19 protein-coding genes are annotated in these 18,552 nt (G+C 62.1%); 13 read left to right on the top strand and 6 right to left on the bottom strand.

Annotated elements, in window-relative coordinates; translation table 11 throughout:
• Positions 1-64: 64 nt before the first annotated feature.
• Both gluQRS and dksA read right to left on the bottom strand, forming a co-directional pair.
• Positions 65-952, bottom strand: coding sequence for a tRNA glutamyl-Q(34) synthetase GluQRS (gene gluQRS, locus LOY45_RS22840; RefSeq protein ID WP_115085273.1), 888 nt, complete (start codon positions 950-952; stop codon positions 65-67).
• 78 nt (positions 953-1,030) lie between these two features.
• Positions 1,031-1,480, bottom strand: a complete 450-nt coding sequence (gene dksA / locus LOY45_RS22835) for an RNA polymerase-binding protein DksA (protein ID WP_115085250.1) — start codon at positions 1,478-1,480, stop codon at positions 1,031-1,033.
• Positions 1,481-1,725: 245 nt separating this feature from the next.
• Here dksA and LOY45_RS22830 point away from each other — a divergent pair, with 245 nt between their 5' ends.
• Positions 1,726-2,898, top strand: a complete 1,173-nt coding sequence (locus LOY45_RS22830) for a pyridoxal phosphate-dependent aminotransferase (RefSeq protein WP_115085251.1) — start codon at positions 1,726-1,728, stop codon at positions 2,896-2,898.
• Positions 2,898-3,611, top strand: coding sequence for a DNA/RNA nuclease SfsA (gene sfsA, locus LOY45_RS22825; protein ID WP_115085252.1), 714 nt, complete (start codon positions 2,898-2,900; stop codon positions 3,609-3,611). The genes LOY45_RS22830 and sfsA overlap by 1 nt, the downstream gene beginning before the upstream one ends.
• Here the strand turns inward: sfsA and LOY45_RS22820 are convergent.
• Positions 3,601-3,918: a Rieske (2Fe-2S) protein gene (locus LOY45_RS22820; RefSeq protein WP_115085253.1), complete on the bottom strand. Its 318-nt coding sequence runs from the start codon at positions 3,916-3,918 to the stop codon at positions 3,601-3,603. The genes sfsA and LOY45_RS22820 overlap by 11 nt on opposite strands.
• 153 nt (positions 3,919-4,071) lie before the next feature.
• Here LOY45_RS22820 and LOY45_RS22815 point away from each other — a divergent pair, with 153 nt between their 5' ends.
• The 4 genes from LOY45_RS22815 to LOY45_RS22800 are packed head-to-tail and all read left to right on the top strand — an operon-like array spanning position 4,072 to position 7,651.
• The gene (locus LOY45_RS22815) at positions 4,072-4,938 is read left to right on the top strand and encodes a heme/hemin ABC transporter substrate-binding protein (RefSeq protein WP_115085254.1); all 867 of its coding nucleotides are present in this window, start codon (positions 4,072-4,074) and stop codon (positions 4,936-4,938) included.
• A 50-nt stretch (positions 4,939-4,988) separates the two neighbouring features.
• Positions 4,989-5,972 (top strand): FecCD family ABC transporter permease, encoded by a 984-nt coding sequence (locus LOY45_RS22810; protein WP_208644357.1) that lies wholly within the window; start codon positions 4,989-4,991, stop codon positions 5,970-5,972.
• Positions 5,972-6,739, top strand: coding sequence for a heme ABC transporter ATP-binding protein (locus LOY45_RS22805; RefSeq protein ID WP_115085256.1), 768 nt, complete (start codon positions 5,972-5,974; stop codon positions 6,737-6,739). Before LOY45_RS22810 ends, LOY45_RS22805 begins: the two co-directional genes overlap by 1 nt.
• 12 nt (positions 6,740-6,751) lie before the next feature.
• Positions 6,752-7,651, top strand: a complete 900-nt coding sequence (locus LOY45_RS22800) for a ChaN family lipoprotein (protein ID WP_258578407.1) — start codon at positions 6,752-6,754, stop codon at positions 7,649-7,651.
• Between the two features lie 169 nt (positions 7,652-7,820).
• On the opposite strand, the gene LOY45_RS22795 is transcribed toward LOY45_RS22800, so the two are convergent.
• From LOY45_RS22795 to LOY45_RS22785, 3 genes are all read right to left on the bottom strand, one after another.
• On the bottom strand, positions 7,821-8,105 hold the full coding sequence (locus LOY45_RS22795) for a TfoX/Sxy family protein (RefSeq protein WP_115085258.1): 285 nt from the start codon (positions 8,103-8,105) through the stop codon (positions 7,821-7,823).
• Between the two features lie 167 nt (positions 8,106-8,272).
• Positions 8,273-8,617, bottom strand: a complete 345-nt coding sequence (locus tag LOY45_RS22790) for a pentapeptide repeat-containing protein (RefSeq protein ID WP_115085259.1) — start codon at positions 8,615-8,617, stop codon at positions 8,273-8,275.
• A 104-nt stretch (positions 8,618-8,721) separates the two neighbouring features.
• On the bottom strand, positions 8,722-10,284 hold the full coding sequence (locus LOY45_RS22785) for a bifunctional aminoglycoside phosphotransferase/ATP-binding protein (protein WP_258578406.1): 1,563 nt from the start codon (positions 10,282-10,284) through the stop codon (positions 8,722-8,724).
• 116 nt (positions 10,285-10,400) lie between these two features.
• Between LOY45_RS22785 and mrcB the strand changes: the two genes are divergently transcribed.
• The 7 genes from mrcB (at position 10,401) to pssA (ending at position 18,549) form a co-directional block, all read left to right on the top strand.
• Positions 10,401-12,722 carry a penicillin-binding protein 1B gene (mrcB, locus tag LOY45_RS22780; protein WP_115085261.1) on the top strand — a complete coding sequence of 774 codons (2,322 nt, stop codon included), beginning with the start codon at positions 10,401-10,403 and terminating at the stop codon, positions 12,720-12,722.
• Between the two features lie 24 nt (positions 12,723-12,746).
• A complete protein-coding gene (locus tag LOY45_RS22775; protein ID WP_134061351.1) occupies positions 12,747-13,508 on the top strand; it encodes a tetratricopeptide repeat protein in 762 nt (253 codons plus the stop codon).
• Positions 13,508-13,837, top strand: a complete 330-nt coding sequence (locus tag LOY45_RS22770) for a YqcC family protein (protein WP_134061352.1) — start codon at positions 13,508-13,510, stop codon at positions 13,835-13,837. The genes LOY45_RS22775 and LOY45_RS22770 overlap by 1 nt, the downstream gene beginning before the upstream one ends.
• A 422-nt stretch (positions 13,838-14,259) precedes the next feature.
• Complete coding sequence (locus LOY45_RS22765) at positions 14,260-15,984, top strand: acetolactate synthase 3 large subunit (RefSeq protein WP_038999710.1); 1,725 nt, start codon at positions 14,260-14,262, stop codon at positions 15,982-15,984.
• 2 nt (positions 15,985-15,986) lie between these two features.
• A complete protein-coding gene (gene ilvN / locus LOY45_RS22760) occupies positions 15,987-16,478 on the top strand; it encodes an acetolactate synthase small subunit (RefSeq protein WP_010223016.1) in 492 nt (163 codons plus the stop codon).
• Positions 16,479-16,528: 50 nt separating this feature from the next.
• The gene (ilvC, locus tag LOY45_RS22755; protein WP_045199667.1) at positions 16,529-17,545 is read left to right on the top strand and encodes a ketol-acid reductoisomerase; all 1,017 of its coding nucleotides are present in this window, start codon (positions 16,529-16,531) and stop codon (positions 17,543-17,545) included.
• Between the two features lie 146 nt (positions 17,546-17,691).
• On the top strand, positions 17,692-18,549 hold the full coding sequence (gene pssA, locus LOY45_RS22750; protein ID WP_010223018.1) for a CDP-diacylglycerol--serine O-phosphatidyltransferase: 858 nt from the start codon (positions 17,692-17,694) through the stop codon (positions 18,547-18,549).
• Positions 18,550-18,552 lie beyond the last annotated feature (3 nt).

Here is an 18,552-nt window from a genome sequence, read left to right as displayed (position 1 = left end):
CGGGCTTGCCCCGCGATCAAGTGCGGATTGCCCTCATCGCGGGGCACCGCCGCTCCTGCAAGGGTCAGTGCAGGTCGGCCTCGGGCACGCTCAGGCGTCGGGGCAGGGCGTCGGGGTTCCAGTGCAGTGCGGCATGCGCCAGCACTTCGCCCGGGGTGCCTTGCTCCATGCCCGCTTCGGTCGCCTGGCCCAGCGCGCGCAATGCCCGCAGCAGCAAGGGCGTCGCCTGCTCGGCGGCCAGTGGCGGTGAACGGTAGGACTTGCCCAGCTTGTGTCCGTCCGGCTGCACGATCAGTGGCACATGCAGGTAACGCGGTTGCGACAGCCCCAGCAATTCTTGCAGGTACAGCTGGCGTGGAGTGTTGTCGAGCAGGTCGGCGCCGCGGACGATATCGGTCACCCCTTGCCAGGCGTCATCCAGCACCACGGCCAGTTGATAAGCGTACAGGCCATCGCGGCGGCGAATGACAAAGTCGCCGACCTCGCGGCCCAGATGCTGTTCGAAACGGCCCTGGACCCGGTCATCGAAATGGTAGGCCAGCTCTGGCACCCGTACGCGGATGGCCGCGTCCTCGCAGCCGTGCCCGGCGTTGCGGCACAGGCCCGGGTAAACGCCGTGATAGCCTTCGAGCTGCTTGCGCGAGCAGGTGCAGGCATAGGCCAGACCCTGACGGAACAGGCGTTCGATCACTTCGGCATAGGCCTCGTGGCGCTGGCTCTGGTACACCACCTCGCCATCCCATTCCAGGCCGTAGCTTTCCAGGGTGTTGAGGATCGCTGCCTGGGCGCCGGGGGCTTCGCGGGGCGGGTCGATGTCTTCCATGCGCACCAGCCAGGTGCCGCCGACCGCACGCGCGTCCAGCCATGAGGCCAGGGCGGCGACCAGCGAGCCGAAGTGCAGGAAACCACTGGGGGTAGGGGCGAAGCGCCCGATGTAGCGAGGGTTGTTCATGCTCATGGACGCAACTGCAGAGGAATACGTATAGCCATAAATGAAACGGGGCGCCTTGAGCGCCCCGTTCTGGTCAGGTCAGGCTTTGCCGACCTGTTTTTCCTTGATTTCCGCCAAGGTCTTGCAGTCGTAGCACATGTCGGCGGTCGGGCGCGCTTCGAGGCGACGCAGGCCGATTTCGACACCGCATTTTTCGCACCAGCCGTATTCTTCATCGACGATCAGCTGCAGCGTCTTGTCGATCTTCTTGATCAGCTTGCGCTCACGGTCACGGTTGCGCAGTTCCAGGGCGAATTCTTCTTCCTGGCTGGCACGGTCGGCTGGGTCAGGGAAGTTGGCCGCTTCATCCTTCATGTGGTCAACGGTGTTGTCCACGCTGATCATCAGCTCTTTCTTCCAGCCATTGAGGAGCTTGGTGAAGTGGTCGCGCATGGCTTTGCTCATGTATTCCTCACCCTTTGTCTCTTTATAGGGTTCGACGCCATGAACAAGAACTGACTGACTTTGTTGCTTTTCTTGGGTGGACATGAATAGACCGCCTCTCACTCTTCTAATCCATTGCGCAGGCTGCTCCATCTCCGGCGCCCGCCGGCCCTGCGACTGCGAGCCGCCGAACTTACCAGATCGAATCGGGGTACGCTACTCCCGGTTGTCAAGGCCGGGACAACTGTGCCAGGCCTTGACGATCTTTGCAGTGGACCACAGCTTTTGCCACACGTTCGACCCAGTGCATGAGTAGAATCATTATTCTAGACCCTTTTGAGAGAAGGCTAATGGCCCAGCCCTACAGTGCGCGCAGCCGCGCCATCGAACCTTTCCACGTGATGGCCCTGCTGGCCCGCGCCAACGAGCTGCAGGCGAGCGGCTGCGACGTGATCCATCTGGAAATCGGCGAACCGGATTTCACCACCGCCGCGCCGATCGTCGAGGCCGGCCAGGCCGCACTGGCCCAGGGGCACACCCGTTATACCGCCGCCCGCGGGCTGCCGGCGCTGCGTGAGGCGATTGCCGGGTTCTATCAGCAGCGCTACGGGCTGAGCATCGACCCGCAGCGCATCCTCATCACTCCGGGTGGTTCCGGCGCCTTGCTGCTGGCCGCAAGCCTGTTGGTCGACCCGGGCAAGCACTGGCTGCTGGCCGACCCGGGTTACCCGTGCAACCGGCATTTTCTGCGCCTGGTCGAAGGTGCTGCGCAACTGGTGCCGGTGGGGCCAGAGGTGAATTATCAATTGAGCGCCGATCTGGTCGAGCGCTACTGGGACCAGGACACCGTCGGCGCCCTGGTGGCGTCACCTGCCAACCCGACGGGGACGGTGCTCGATCGCGACCAGCTTGCCGGCCTGTCGGCCGCTACCCGCGCGCGCAAGGGTCACCTGGTGGTGGACGAGATCTACCACGGCCTGACCTACGGCATGGATGCGCCAAGTGTGCTGGAAGTCGACGACGAGGCGTTCGTCCTTAATAGTTTTTCCAAGTATTTCGGCATGACCGGTTGGCGCCTGGGTTGGCTGGTGGCGCCACCGGCAGCAGTGGCTGACCTGGAAAAACTCGCGCAAAACCTCTACATCAGCGCGCCAAGCATGGCCCAGCATGCAGCGCTGGCGTGCTTCCAGCCAGCTACCCTGGCGATCCTCGAAGAGCGCCGTGCCGAGTTCGCCCGTCGTCGCGACTTCCTCCTGCCCGCATTGCGCGGGTTGGGTTTCCAGATCGCCGTCGAGCCTCAGGGTGCCTTCTATCTGTATGCCGACATCAGCGCTTTTGGCGGTGATGCCTTCGCCTTCTGCCGGCACTTCCTCGAAACCGAGCATGTGGCCTTTACCCCGGGCCTGGATTTTGGCCGTCACCAGGCCGGGCACCATGTGCGCTTTGCCTACACCCAGAGCTTGCCGCGCTTGCAGGAAGCGGTTGAGCGGATTGCCCGTGGACTGCGGAGCTGGCAAGGCTGATGCGTTTTTCTCCAACACTTGAAACCGCACGCTTACTGCGTCGCTACAAGCGCTTCCTGGCCGACATCGAACTGGCCAACGGCGAGCAGATGACCATTCACTGCCCCAACACCGGTTCGATGTTCAATTGCATGGTCGAGGGCGGCCAGGTCTGGTTCAGCCGCTCCAACGATCCCAAGCGCAAGCTGCCCGGTACCTGGGAAATCAGCGAAACGCCGCAAGGGCGCCTGGCCTGTGTCAACACCGGGCGGGCCAACGCCCTGGTAGAAGAGGCCTTGCGTGCCGGCGTCATCAGCGAGCTGGCCGGATTTACCGGGCTCAAGCGCGAGGTGGCCTACGGTGAAGAACGCAGCCGGGTGGATTTTCGCCTGGAGTTTGCTGACGGTCCGGCCTATGTCGAGGTCAAGAGCGTGACCCTGGGCTTTGATGACTCCAGCGTGGCCGCCTTCCCCGATGCGGTGACCCAGCGCGGCGCCAAGCACCTGCGTGAGCTGGCAACCCTGGCACGCCAGGGTGTGCGCGCGGTGCAGCTATATTGCGTGAACCTCAGCGGTGTCGAAGCCGTACGCCCGGCCGACGAGATCGACAGTGCCTATGCCGAGGCGCTGCGCGCTGCGGTGGCCGATGGCGTCGAGGTGCTAGCCTACGGCACGCGGATCGATGGCGAACAGGTCTATATCGATCGGCCGTTGCCGGTGTTGCTCAGTCGATAAACCAGATGCCCTGGCTGTCTTCGCGGCAGTCCAGGGCAGTCAGTTGCTCGCCCTCGCAGGGGCCCGCCACGCATTCGCCGGACTCGATCAGAAACAGCGCGCCGTGGCGCCCGCAGGCGATCAGGCTGGCGCTGCTGTCGAGAAAGGCGTCAGGCTCCCAGTTCAACGGGATCCCGCGATGGGGGCAGTAATTGCGGTACAGGTAGACCGTGCCTGCGCGCCGAACCGCGAAAATCCCGAGGTCATCGACACTGAAGCCTCGGCTCTGGCCTTCGCCCAGGTGTTCGGAACGACAAAGAAAATGCATGGTGAGGGTTACTCGAAGTCACAGTGACGGCTTGACGTGCAAATGCAAATAATTATCAAATTGCCTGCATCAGCCGTATCGGACGCTTTATACCGTGCGTCCCCGGCATTATCCACCCGGATTGCCGCTCCTCCTCATTCAAGGAAGCCTGTTATGCGCCCACGTGCCCGCCTGATCGCCCTATGTGCCGGTCTTGTGTTCAACACCTTGGCCCAGGCCGACACGTTGCCGCAGCGCTGGGTCAGCGCCGGTGGGGCACTGAGCGAGTGGGTGGCGGCGCTGGGCGGCGAGCAGAAGCTGGTCGGGGTCGATACCACCAGCCAGCATCCGCAATCGCTCAAGGCGTTGCCGAGTATCGGTTATCAGCGCCAGCTGTCCGCCGAAGGGGTGCTGAGCCTGCGTCCGGATGTGCTGGTGGGCACCGAAGAAATGGGCCCGCCGCCGGTGCTCGCGCAAATCCGCGGGGCCGGGGTCAAGGTCGAACTGCTTTCGAGCAAGGCCGACCTTGGCGCAGTCGAAACCAATCTGCAGCAGCTGGGCCGCTTGCTCGGCAATGAGCAACAAGCCCAGCAACTGTTCGCCGAGTACCGTCAGCAACTCGATGCCCTGCAGGGCAAGATCAAGCAACTGCAAAACAGCCAAGCCGCCCCGGGCGTGATCCTGCTGGTCGGCCATGCCGGCTCCAAACCAATGATTGCCGGCAAAGGCACTGCCGGCGACTGGTTGCTCAAGCAGGCCGGTGCGCGCAACCTGGCTGACAACGAAGGCTACAAGAACTTCTCCGTAGAGGCCTTGGCGGCCCTCGATCCCGATGTGCTGGTATTCGCCGACCGTAGTCTGAGCGGTGACCAGGCCTTGCAGGCATTGCTCAAGGAAAACCCCGCCCTGAATGCTTCGCGTGCCGCACGTAACAAGCGCATGATCGAGCTGGACCCGACCCTGCTGGTTGGTGGTCTCGGTCCGCGTCTGCCGTCTACCTTGCAGAGCCTTTCCCAAGCCTTCTACCCGACCGCGCAATGAACCGGCTGGTCAAACCGCGCACGCTGTTCGTCACCCTGACGCTGCTGTGCCTGCTGGCGATCTGGTTGTCGCTGGCGCTGGGGCCGGTCAGCCTGCCACTGATCGATACCCTGCGCGCCGGCGCCCGGCTGATCGGGTTGCCGGTGGCCGGGGAAGGGCTGGAGCAGGCCGAGCTGATCCTCGGCCAGATTCGTTTGCCGCGGACTTTGCTCGGGCTGACCGTGGGCGCCGTGCTGGCGCTGTCCGGGGTGGCGATGCAGGGGCTGTTTCGCAACCCGCTGGCCGACCCTGGCCTGGTCGGCGTGTCCGCTGGCGCCGCGCTCGGTGCGGCGGTGGCGATTGTCGGCGGCTCATGGATGGGCGGTATTCCCGAGGTATTCGCTCCTTATTTGTTATCGCTGTGTGCGTTTCTCGGTGGCCTCGGGGTGACCGCGCTGGTGTACCGCCTGGGCCGACGTGATGGTCAGACCAACGTAGCGACCATGCTCCTTGCCGGTATCGCCTTGACCGCCCTGGCCGGCGCGGCCGTGGGGCTGTTCACTTACCTGGCCGATGACGCCACCTTGCGCACCCTGACGTTCTGGAACCTGGGCAGCCTCAATGGCGCCAGTTATCTGCGCCTCTGGCCACTGGTGCTGGTCGCCGTGGTGGTCTCACTGTGGCTGCCGCGCCGGGCTCAGGCCTTGAATGCCTTGTTGCTGGGCGAATCCGAAGCCCGGCACCTGGGCATCGAGGTCGAGAAGCTCAAGCGCGAACTGGTGTTCTGTACCGCCTTGGGGGTTGGCGCGGCAGTAGCGGCGGCGGGGCTGATCGGCTTTATCGGCCTGGTGGTGCCGCATCTGGTGCGCTTGCTGGCCGGGCCTGATCACCGCGTGCTGTTACCGGCCTCGCTGTTGGCTGGCGCTTCGCTGTTGCTGTTCGCCGACCTGATCGCCCGTTTGGCGCTGGCGCCTGCGGAGCTGCCGATCGGTATCGTCACCGCGTTCATTGGTGCGCCGTTCTTCCTTTATCTGCTGTTGCGAGGGCGTGCCTGATGCTGCGAGTCGAGAACCTGTCCCTGCGCCGTGGCGCGAACCAGGTCCTGAGCGATATCAGCCTGGCGCTGCAACCCGGCCAGGTACTTGGGGTTCTGGGTCCCAACGGCGCGGGCAAAAGCAGCCTGCTCGGGGTGATGTGCGGCGAGCTGAATGCCAGCCAGGGGCGGGTGACCCTGGATGACCGAGGCCTGTCCGACTGGCCAGGCCAGCAGCGCGCCCAGCGCCTGGCGGTGTTGCCGCAAGTCTCCAGCCTGGGTTTTGCCTTCAAGGTTGAAGAGGTGGTCGGCATGGGTCGTTTGCCGCATAAAACCGGCCTCGAACGTGACCAGCAGATCATCGACGCGGCCCTGCAGGCGGCGGATGCCGGCCATCTGGTCGGGCGCAGCTATCTGGCACTCTCCGGTGGCGAGCGTCAGCGCGTGCACCTGGCGCGGGTGCTGGCGCAGCTGTGGCCAGGGGAGGACGGGCGAATCCTGCTGCTTGACGAGCCGACCTCGATGCTCGACCCGCTGCACCAGCACACCACCTTGCAAGCGGTCCGCGAGTTCGCTGATCGTGGTGCGGCGGTGATGGTCATCCTCCATGACCTGAACCTGGCGGCGCGCTACTGTGACCGTATCCTGCTGCTCGAACAGGGCCGCGCCCACGCCCTGGATACCCCGCAGCAGGTGTTGCGCCCCGATTCCCTCAAGGCGGTGTTCGGCATCGATGTGCTGGTACAGCCTCATCCCGAGCGGGGGCACCCGCTGATCATCGCCCGTTAGGAGAACTGCCCCATGCGTCGTCCCCGGTTGCCCGCGTTATTGCTGTTGCTGGTCTGGGGGCTCGCCGGCTGCCAGTCCCGAGCCGAGGCACCGCCTTTGCCAGCCTGGCAAAGCCCCGAAGGCCGTGAGCATGCCGAGCTTGGGCACATCCGTGAACTGAGCAGCGGCCGGCTACTGACGCCCGCGCAACTGCTGGAGCGGCTCGCGCAGGCTCAACGGCTGCTGGTTGGCGAGAAACACGACAACCCCGATCACCATGCCCTGCAGCTCTGGCTGCTGCGCGCACTGGACGCGCAACGGCCGCAGGGCAGCCTGCTGCTGGAGATGCTGCAGCCGGTGCAGCAAGGCCAGGTCGATGCACTGAAACAGCAGCAAACACGCCCGCAGGACCTGCCCAAGGCGCTGGGCTGGCAGGATGGCTGGGATTGGGCCTTGTACGGGCCGATCGTCCGTGAAGCCCTGGGGCAAACTTACTCGTTACTGGCCGCCAACCTCGACACCGACGAAGTGCGCAGGATCTATCGCCAGTCGCCAGCGTTGAAGGGGGCGCGCTCGGCAGCAGCCAAGGTACAAGCCGTGCTGCTGGAGCAAGTCAGGGAATCCCATTGCGGCCTGCTGCCCGAAAGCCAGTTGCCGGCCATGCTGGCGGTTCAGCAACAGCGCGACCGACGCATCGCCGAGCGCCTGCTGGCCGCACCACAACCGGCGCTGCTGTTGGCCGGCGGTTATCACGTGCGCAAGGACATCGGCGTGCCCTTGCACCTTGCCGATCTGGGTGCTGAAGGCACCACGCAGGTACTGATGCTCGCTGAGGTGGGGCAGGTGGTTGATGCGCAAATGGCCGATTATGTCTGGTACACCCCGGCTTTGCCGGAGCAGGACTACTGCGCGCAGATGCGCAAAGGCGGGTAAAAACCCCAGGCAAAAAAAGACCCGGCAAAGTGCCGGGTCAATAACCGTGATTAGCCTGATGAGGAGATAATCTGAGAGTCCGAACCAGGGGCTTTCAGGTTACCCAACCAGTCTCGCGACCAGTTGTGATAATCATAACGATTCTCATTTCGTAGTCAAGCGTCCTGACTCAATATTCCCGATTATTTTTCTGTACGGCAGTTTTGCCGTCGAGTTGCTGGTTCAGGGCTTCCTTGCGCTCGGCCGGAATATCGTTCCAGTGCACGTCGAGCAAGGCGCCTTCAATTGCGTAGAGCAGCACCTTCGAAGCCCTGAAGCCGCGGCTGCGCACGGCCTTGTAGGCAGTCACCGCACCCAGTCGGCGTAAATCCGAAGCACTGTGGATGCCGACCGCATGCAGCCACTGCGCAGAAGTCTTGCCAAGATTTTTCAGATGCTGGAGTTCATCGTTCATCAAGCCTCCTTGCGACGGCTGAACGGGTCTTGATTAAGGAATCGCGGCAGGTCAATGAGGAGTGTAGCGGCACTTGGAAAATACGCGGCGTTTTGCCATCCATGTGCCGACGGGTAGCCGAAAGCTGCCCGCCAGGCCACAGCCGGCGGGCGTTTCACTCGTTGCTGTCAGCGTGTGCGGTAACGCAGGCGGGTGCCGAAATTGACCGACATCAGGATCTCGTCGGCGCTCAGTTCGCTGGGGAAGTAGGTGCCGGAAATCTGCGCATGGGCAAGGCTGGCGCCTTCCAGGCCGTTGTAGCGCAGGTCCAGGCCGCGCAGGTCGGAGGCGCGGAAGTAGGCATCGGTGAAGTCGATGCCGCTGGTGTCCAGTTCACGCAGGTCGAGTCCGCGGAAATCGCCGCCACGAAAGTCGACGGCGCCGTCCTTGGGTTTCTCGCGATTGAAGCTGGCGATCTGTTCGTCATGCACCAACGCATATAGCGCGCTGTCCAGTTGCCGTGGCTGATTCATGAGGCGCCTCCTTGTTTGCCCTGATGGTGACACTATAGGGCCATCATTGCGGAGGCGCCCGGAATCAAGCGTGAAGTGTCGACTACTTCACGTCCCGGGAGGCTTCAGAGCCCTGGCAGGCGCTGACGGATCTGCTTGACCAGCAGGTCGAGGCTACCGCTTTCGTTGGTTTCCACGCGCTTGCTTTGCAGCAGCTCTTCGGCGCTGAGCGGGTCACGGCTGGCTTGCTGGGCCTTGACCACCTCCAGGGTGGCATCCGACGGATCGTTCTGATCGGCCTGACGCTTGGCCAGCCAGCTGGCGATCACCGCATCCGGCGCGTTGCAGTCGAGGATCAGGAACGGCACGCCGGTTTCGCTGGCGACCCCGGCGGCGGCCTGGCGCTGGTCTTGCTTGAGGTAGGTGGCGTCGATCACCACCGGGAAGCCGGCGCGCAGGATGGTTTCGGCCATTTGGTGCAGGCGTTGGTAGGTGGCCTGGCTGGCGTCTTCGCTGTAGATACCGGCTTGCAGCTGGCCGGCATTGGCGCTGGCTTGCTCACCGAACATGCGCTTGCGCTCGACGTCCGAACGCAGGCGAATGGCGCCCAGGGCATCGACCAGGCGCATGGCCACGTGGCTCTTGCCGACAGCGGAAACACCGTGGGTGATGGCCAGAAACCGCGAAGGGATGGCGCTGTAGCTCTCTGCCAGGTTGGCATAGTTGCGATAGGTGCGCAGGGTAGTGGCGCGCTGCACGGCATCGGCGTTGGCCGGCATGCTGAACAGGGCGACCTTGGCCCGCACCAGTGCACGATAAGCCTTGTAGAAGTTCAGCAGTTCCAGGCCGGCGTAGTCACCGGTCAGCTCCAGGTACTGGCTGATGAAGCGGCGCGACAGCGATTTCAGGCCGCGGTCTTCGAGGTCCATGGCCAGGAATGCGGCGTCGGCATAAACGTCGGTCAGGCGGAACGGTTCGTTGAACTCGATGCAGTCGAAAATCACCACCTTGCCATCGATCAGGGTGGCGTTGCCCAGGTGGATATCACCGTGGCATTCACGGATGAAACCTTCTGCCTTGCGTTGCTCAAGCAGGCGATTCAGGCGTTTGAAGCTGTCCTGGGCCCAGGCTTGCAGGGCATCCAGTTGCTGCAGGTCGGCCTTGTCGGAAAGGAACGGGCGAATCTGCTCGAAGTTCTGCTCGACCGGAGCCATGACGCTGTCTGGCGTGCCCAGTGGATGCTCCACGGCAACTTTTGGCGCCGCCAGGTGGAAGCGGGCGATCTGCTCGGCCATCTGGTCGATGTGCGCGGCGGTCAGTTCGCTGTTGGCCTGCAGGGTGCTGAGCATCTGGCTCTGAGGGAACTGGCGCATCTTCAGCGCGTATTCGATCGGCTCGCCTTCGCCACCCAGTTGCGGTGCTTCGGCGCTGCCGGTGATCGGCAGCACTTCCAGATACAAGCCGTCGGTCAGGCGCTGGTTCAGGCGCAGCTCTTCGGCGCAGAAGTGCGCGCGCTGAGGCAGCTCGGTGAAGTCGAGGAAGCCAAAGTTCATCGGCTTCTTGATTTTGTAGGCATATTCACCGGTGAGCAGCACCCAGGAGATATGCGTCTCGATAACCTGAAACGCCGTCACTGGGTGAGGGAACAGGGCGGGGTTCTGCAGGGCTGTAATCAAGGCTTGGCTCACGGGCGATCCTTCTGGGTCGGGAGATTCGAATGGGCCATTATGGCTGCAAGCGTGGCTGGTGCAAACCGCCGGAGGGCGCCTGTCGATGTGCGATAAAGTGCGTATAATCCGCCGCCATGACTCGATCCCGATCCCCCCGTACCGCTAAAAAACGCCCGTCTGGCCGCTCGCGTGCCTGGCTGGGCTGGGCCTTGAAGCTCAGCCTGGTCGGCTTTGTGCTGGTGGCGGGCTATGCCATTTACCTCGACGCCGTGGTCCAGGAGAAATTCTCCGGCAAGCGCTGGACTATCCCGGCCAAGGTGTATGCCCGGCCGCTGGAGCTGTTCGTCGGCCAGAAACTGAGCAAGGCCGACTTCCTCATCGAACTCGATGCCCTCGGATATCGCCGCGAAAGCGTTGCCAATGGCCCGGGCGCGGCTGCAGTCAATGGCAATACCGTTGATCTGAATACTCGCGGCTTCCAGTTCTATGAAGGCATGGAAACGGCGCAAGCGGTGCGCGTGCGTTTCTCCGGTGACTATGTAGCCGGCTTGAGTGGCGCCAACGGCTCGAAGCTCGACGTGGTGCGCCTCGAGCCGCTGCTGATCGGCGGCCTGTACCCGAAAAACCTCGAAGACCGCATCCTGATCAAGATCGACCAGGTGCCGCCGTACCTGCTGGAAACCCTGGTGGCGGTGGAAGACCGTGACTTCTATCACCACTTCGGTGTGTCGCCCAAGTCGATTGCCCGGGCGGTGTGGGTCAACACCTCGTCCGGCGCCATGCGCCAGGGCGGCAGTACCCTGACCCAACAGTTGGTGAAGAACTTCTACCTGACCAACGAACGCAGCCTCAGCCGCAAGCTCAATGAAGCGATGATGGCCTTGCTGCTCGAGTTGCATTACGACAAGCGCGAAATCCTCGAGGCCTACCTCAACGAAGTGTTCGTCGGCCAGGACGGTCAGCGCGCGGTGCACGGCTTCGGCCTGGCCAGCCAGTTCTTCTTCAGCCAGCCGCTGTCGGAACTCAAGCTGCACCAGATTGCCTTGCTGGTCGGTATGGTCAAGGGCCCTTCCTATTACAACCCGCGGCGTTACCCGGAGCGGGCGACGGTGCGGCGTAACCTGGTACTCGACCTGCTGGCCGAGCAGGGCGTGGCAACCCCGGAAGCGGTGGAAGCGGCGAAGAAGATGCCATTGGGCGTGACCAAGCGCGGCAGCCTGGCCGACAGTTCGTACCCGGGCTTCCTCGACCTGGTCAAACGCCAGCTGCGCCAGGACTACCGTGACGAAGACTTGACCGAAGAAGGCCTGCGCATTTTCACCAGCTTCGATCCGATCCTGCAGATGAAGTCGGAAGCGGCCATGGGCGAGACCTTCAAGCGCCTGGCCGGGCGCAAGGGCGCCGATGAAGTCGAAGCGGCAATGGTCGTGACCAACCCGGAAACCGGTGAAGTCCAGGCCCTGATCGGCAGCCGTCAGGCCGGTTTCGCCGGTTTCAACCGCGCTATCGATGCGGTGCGGCCGATCGGCTCGCTGGTCAAGCCGGCGGTATACCTGACCGCCCTGGAAAAACCGAGCAAGTACACCCTGACCAGTTGGGTGCAGGACGAGCCGTTCTCGATCAAAGGCGCCGATGGCCAGGTGTGGCGGCCGCAGAACTATGACCGCCGCTCCCACGGTACGATTTATCTGTACCAGGGCCTGGCCAACTCCTACAACCTGTCGACCGCCAAGCTGGGCCTGGAACTGGGCGTGCCAAACGTGCTCAAGACCATTGGCCGGTTAGGCGTGAACGTCGACTGGCCGGCGTTCCCGTCGATGATGCTCGGGGCTGGCGGCATGTCGCCGATGCAGGTCGCGACCATGTACCAGACCCTGGCCAACGGTGGTTTCAATACACCGATGCGCGGTATTCGCAGCGTGCTGACCGCCGAAGGCGAGCCGCTCAAGCGTTATCCGTTCCAGATCCAGCAAACCTTCGATCCGGGCGCCATCTATCTGGTGCAGAACGCCATGCAGCGGGTGATGCGCGAAGGTACCGGGCGTTCGGTCTACAGTGTGCTGCCAAGCTCGTTGAACCTGGCGGGCAAGACCGGTACCAGCAACGATTCGCGTGACAGCTGGTTCGCAGGTTTCAGCCAGGACTTGCTGGCGGTGGTCTGGCTGGGGCGCGATGACAACGGTAAAACACCGTTCACGGGTGCTACCGGCGCGCTGCAGGTCTGGACCAGCTTCATGCGCAAGGCCGACCCCTTGCCGCTGGACATGCCGCTGCCCGATAACGTGGTTCAGGCCTGGATCGATCCGCATAGCGGCCAGGGCTCGGATGCCAGTTGCCCGGGCGCCGTGCAGATGCCGTATATTCGCGGTAGTGAACCGCCGGCTGGGCCCGCCTGTGGCGGCGAGCCGGATCCCGCCGAGTCCGTCATGGACTGGGTCAAGGGTTGGATGAATTAAGCACTAGCCTAAAGAGGGTGTGAAGTGAACAAGTGGTGGTTTCCAGCCTTGACGGCGCTGGCTTTGCTCAACGGCTGCGCCAGCAATCCGCGCGGCTCCATTCCCGTGGTCGATTCCAGTACCCGGGTTTCCAACAGCGAGCGGGTCACGGCTAACCGTGGTGCGCCTGCGCAGGTCAATGGCGGGACGCGTCAGGCTCAGTCCGTGCCGCAGGATTCCGGGGTGATGGTCATGGTCCCGCAAGGTTCCGGCGCCACACCGATCCAGACTTTCCCAGCGTCCACCGGTGCCGCGCCGATCAGCACCGGCCCGATTACCCCGGGCCCGAGCAGCTCGGCGCCGTTCGACAGCAGCTCGACCAATGCCGGCAGCTACACCATGCCGAGCACCACTGCGCCCAGCGCGCCGAGCGGTATTCCGCGCGCCAGTGCAGCCAGCGGCGGCCTCTCGGCTGACGAACAGCTCGACGGCCCGGTACTGGCGTTGTTGACCACCGCCCAGCAGCAACAGACCGGTGGCGACTACAACGGTGCCTCGTCGAGTCTGGAGCGTGCCCAGCGCATCGCGCCACGCGAGCCGCAAGTGCTTTACCGGCTGGCCCAGGTGCGCCTGGCTCAAGGCGATGCCGCGCAGTCCGAGCAACTGGCTCGCCGCGCGCTGACCTACGCCAACGGTCGCCCCGACCTGCAGGCCGGGCTGTGGAACATCATTGCCCAGTCGCGCGAAAAACAGGGTGATTCGGCAGGCGCAGCGCTGGCCCGGCAGAAAGCCCAGGTCAACCTGTAATGGATCCACGCATTCTCGATATTGCCGATCACCTGCTGTTGATCGAGCATGAACTCCATGCCCAAGGCTGGTGGAGTGATGTTTCACCGACGCCTCAAGCGTTGGCGAGCAGCGTGCCGTTCGCGGTCGACAGCATGAGCTTCGATCAGTGGCTGCAGTGGATCTTCCTGCCAAAAATGAAAGAGATTCTCGAAAAGGGCCTGCCGTTGCCAAATGCCTCCGGCATCCTGGTCATGGCTGAAACGGTATACGTCGATCGCCCGGAGCAAAGCCGCGAGCTACGCAGGCTGCTAGCAGAGTTTGACCAATTGATCAGTCCTTCTGCCTGAATTTCCCTCTTTTCACCCTTGGAGCCACAGATTGTGGCTCTTTTTGTTTGTATTGTTTGTTTTTCTGCTGCTGTCACTGGCATTAGTGGTGGCTGTGGATCGTCCTTGCGCGAAATTGGCAATAATTTTTCTTGACTTGCGCGCGCCGAAAAAGAAGAATCCAGATTCCGCTGTAGAGGGACTGCCAGAAGCAGACCCGCTAAGCAGATCATGAGGCGCATACCCGCGCCGACCTGTTACACCCCGCAACGCGTTACCTCGCGCTGGGTGGGAAAACCCCGCAACACTTTGGGGCGCTCCCAATACTTGCTCAGTCAGTGCTGACGTAGTCGGCGATTCCGTCGCTCATGCTCTGCTTGGCAGTAAACCTATTAAGACCCGTCCACCGTGGACGGTATTCTGGCGTTTTAGAGGTGAACAACGTGGAGCTTTTATCTGGCGCTGAGATGGTCGTCCGCTTTTTGCGTGACGAAGGCGTTAAGCACATCTACGGGTACCCTGGTGGTGCTCTCCTTCATGTTTACGATGCCCTGTTCAAAGAACCGGAAGTAAGCCACATCCTGGTTCGTCACGAGCAGGCAGCTACCCATATGGCGGACGGTTATGCCCGTGCCACCGGCAAGGCCGGCGTGGTACTGGTGACCTCTGGTCCAGGCGCGACCAATGCCATCACCGGTATTGCCACCGCGTACATGGACTCCATTCCGATGGTCATCCTCTCCGGTCAGGTGCCTAGCACCATGGTCGGTACCGATGCCTTCCAGGAAACCGACATGATTGGTATTTCCCGGCCGATCGTGAAGCACAGCTTCATGATCAAGCACGCCTCGGAAATCCCTGAAGTCCTGAAAAAAGCTTTCTATCTGGCGCAATCCGGCCGCCCGGGCCCGGTCGTGGTCGATATCCCCAAAGACATGACCAACCCCGCGGAAAAGTTCGAATACGTCTACCCCAAAAAGGTCAAGATGCGTTCCTACAGCCCGGCCGTTCGTGGTCACTCGGGGCAGATCCGCAAGGCTGCCGAGATGTTGCTGGCCGCCAAGCGCCCAGTGGTCTACGCCGGTGGCGGCGTGATCCTCGGCGGCGGTTCTGCAGCGCTGACCGAAGTTGCGCAGATGCTCAACCTGCCGGTCACCAACACCTTGATGGGCCTGGGCGGCTATCCGGGTACCGATCGCCAGTTCCTCGGCATGCTCGGCATGCACGGCAGCTACACCGCCAACCTGGCCATGCACCACGCTGACGTGATCTTCGCCGTCGGTGCGCGTTTCGACGACCGCGTGGTCAACGGCCCGGCCAAGTTCTGCCCGAACGCCAAGGTTATCCACATCGACATCGACCCGGCGTCGATCTCCAAGACCATCAAGGCCGACGTGCCGATTGTTGGCCCGGTCGAGAGCGTACTGACCGAAATGGTTGCGACCTTGCGCGAAATCGGCGAGCAGCCGGACAAGGCCGCCATGGATGCCTGGTGGAAGCAGATCGAAGAATGGCGTGGTGATCGCGACATGTTCCCTTACGACAAGGGCGACGGCAGCGTGATCAAGCCGCAGACCGTGATCGAGACCCTCTGCGAAGTGACCAAGGGCGATGCCTTTGTTACCTCCGACGTTGGTCAGCACCAGATGTTCGCGGCTCAGTACTACCGCTTCAACAAGCCGAACCGCTGGATCAACTCCGGTGGCCTGGGCACCATGGGCTTCGGCTTCCCGGCGGCCATGGGCGTCAAGCTGAACTTCCCGGACCAGGACGTTGCCTGCGTTACCGGTGAGGGCAGCATCCAGATGAACATCCAGGAGCTGTCGACCTGCCTGCAGTACGACCTGCCGGTGAAGATCGTCAACCTGAACAACGGTGTCTTGGGCATGGTCCGCCAATGGCAGGACATGGCCTACAACAGCCGTCACTCGCACTCCTACATGGAATCGCTGCCTGACTTCGTCAAGCTGGCCGAAGCCTATGGTCACGTGGGTATTCGCATCACCAGCCTGAAAGACCTCAAGCCCAAGCTCGAGGAAGCGTTCGCCATGAAAGACCGGCTGGTGTTCATCGATATCCAGGTCGACAACAGCGAGCACGTCTACCCGATGCAGATCAAAGACGGCTCTATGCGCGATATGTGGCTGAGCAAGACGGAGCGTACCTAATCATGCGGCACATTATTTCCCTGCTGTTGGAAAACGAACCCGGTGCCTTGTCTCGCGTGGTTGGTCTGTTCTCGCAGCGTAACTACAACATCGAAAGCCTGACGGTGGCGCCAACCGAAGACCCGACCCTGTCGCGTCTGACGCTGACCACGGTCGGTCATGATGAGGTGATCGAGCAGATCACCAAAAACCTGAACAAGCTGGTTGAAGTCGTCAAGCTGGTCGACCTCTCGGAAAGCGCGCACATCGAACGTGAACTGATGCTGGTCAAGATCAAGGCCACGGGCGCCCAGCGTGCCGAGATCAAACGCACCACCGATATCTATCGTGGGCAGATCGTCGACGTCAGCAGCAGCGTCTATACCGTTCAGCTTACTGGCGCCAGCGACAAGCTTGACAGCTTCATTCAGGCCATCGGTACCGCGTCCATTCTCGAAACAGTGCGCAGCGGCGTTACCGGCATTGCCCGTGGCGACAAAGTGCTCAGCATCTAACTCAAAAAATTAGCGATGGCCCTATGGGCCGAGATAACAGGGGTATTTTCATGAAAGTTTATTACGACAAAGACTGTGACCTTTCCATCATCCAGGGCAAGAAAGTTGCCATCATCGGTTACGGCTCCCAGGGCCACGCTCAAGCGTGCAACCTGAAAGACTCCGGTGTGGATGTCACTGTCGGTCTGCGTAAAGGTTCGAACACCGTTGCCAAAGCCGAAGCTCACGGCCTGAAAGTTGCCGATGTAGCGACCGCTGTTGCCGGTGCCGACCTGGTCATGATCCTGACCCCGGACGAGTTCCAGTCCCAGCTGTACAAGAACGAAGTCGAGCCGAACATCAAGAAGGGCGCCACCCTGGCCTTCTCCCACGGTTTCGCCATCCACTACAACCAGGTTGTCCCACGCGCCGACCTGGACGTGATCATGATCGCGCCAAAAGCGCCAGGTCACACCGTGCGTTCTGAATTCGTCAAAGGCGGCGGTATCCCTGACCTGATCGCGATCTACCAGGATGCTTCCGGCAATGCCAAGAACGTTGCCCTGTCCTACGCCGCTGGCGTCGGTGGCGGCCGTACCGGCATCATCGAAACCACCTTCAAGGACGAGACCGAAACCGACCTGTTCGGCGAGCAGGCTGTTCTGTGCGGTGGTACCGTCGAGCTGGTCAAAGCCGGTTTCGAAACCCTGGTTGAAGCGGGCTACGCGCCAGAGATGGCCTACTTCGAGTGCCTGCACGAACTGAAGCTGATCGTTGACCTCATGTACGAAGGCGGCATCGCCAACATGAACTACTCGATCTCCAACAACGCCGAATACGGCGAGTACGTGACCGGCCCTGAAGTCATCAACGCCGAATCCCGTCAGGCCATGCGCAACGCTCTGAAGCGCATCCAGGACGGCGAGTACGCCAAGATGTTCATCAGCGAAGGCGCCACCGGCTATCCTTCGATGACCGCCAAGCGTCGTAACAACGCTGCTCACGGCATCGAAGTCATCGGCGAGCAACTGCGCTCGATGATGCCTTGGATCGCGGCGAACAAAATCGTCGACAAGGCCAAGAACTGATCTTGTCCTGATGCGATGAAAACGCGGCTTCGGCCGCGTTTTTTCGTTTAGGCGGTCAGCTTCTGGTATAAAGCTTCATCGTTTGTCGGCGAACCCTCGTCGCAGACGTCTGTCGAAACTTTCCACACCGTTGCAAGGTAATGTCCATGAGCGAACGTCCCGAAGAGCCGAACAAGGCCTCTGACGCCGAAAGCCTGCTACCGATCGATGAGCATGTTGAAGAAGGGCATGACGCCGAAGGACGCAAGGTTCGGCATCGCGGCATCTATCTGCTGCCCAACCTGTTCACCACTGCGAACCTGTTCGCCGGTTTCTATTCGATCATCAACTCCATGAGTGCCCAGGCGGCCCTCAGCGCGGGTGATCCACGTGAGGCGAGCAAGTATTTCGCCTTCGCCGCTATCGCCATTTTCGTCGCCATGGTCCTCGATGGCCTGGACGGCCGTGTGGCACGCATGACCAACACCCAGAGCGCCTTTGGTGCCGAGTACGACTCGCTGTCGGACATGGTCGCCTTCGGTGTCGCCCCGGCGTTGCTGGCCTTTGGCTGGGCCCTGGGAGACATGGGCAAGGTCGGCTGGATGGTCGCCTTCATCTATGTAGCTGGCGCCGCGCTGCGTCTGGCGCGCTTCAACACCCAGGTCGGCAAGGCTGACAAGCGCTACTTCATCGGCCTGGCCAGCCCGGCTGCTGCCGGTGTGGTGGCCGGTACCGTCTGGGCCTTCAGCGACTACGGCATCCAGGGTTCGAAACTGTCGTTCCTGGTGGCGCTGCTGGTGGCTGCGGCCGGTATGCTGATGGTCAGCAACATCAAGTACAACAGCTTCAAGGAACTGGATCTCAAGGGACGCGTACCGTTCGTAGCGATCCTCGCCGTGGTGCTGGTGTTCGCGGTAGTCTTCAGTGATCCACCGCGCATCCTGCTGCTGGTGTTCCTCGGCTATGCGGCCTCCGGCCCTGTGCAATACCTGTTGCGCATGCGTCGGCGCAAAAACATCGAGTGATGT

Origin of the sequence: Pseudomonas wadenswilerensis (assembly GCF_024749185.1) — a bacterium.
GTDB classification, from domain to species: domain Bacteria; phylum Pseudomonadota; class Gammaproteobacteria; order Pseudomonadales; family Pseudomonadaceae; genus Aquipseudomonas; species Aquipseudomonas wadenswilerensis.
The sequence above is the reverse complement of the archived record's forward strand: the minus strand, read 5'-3'. Positions and strand labels throughout refer to the sequence as shown.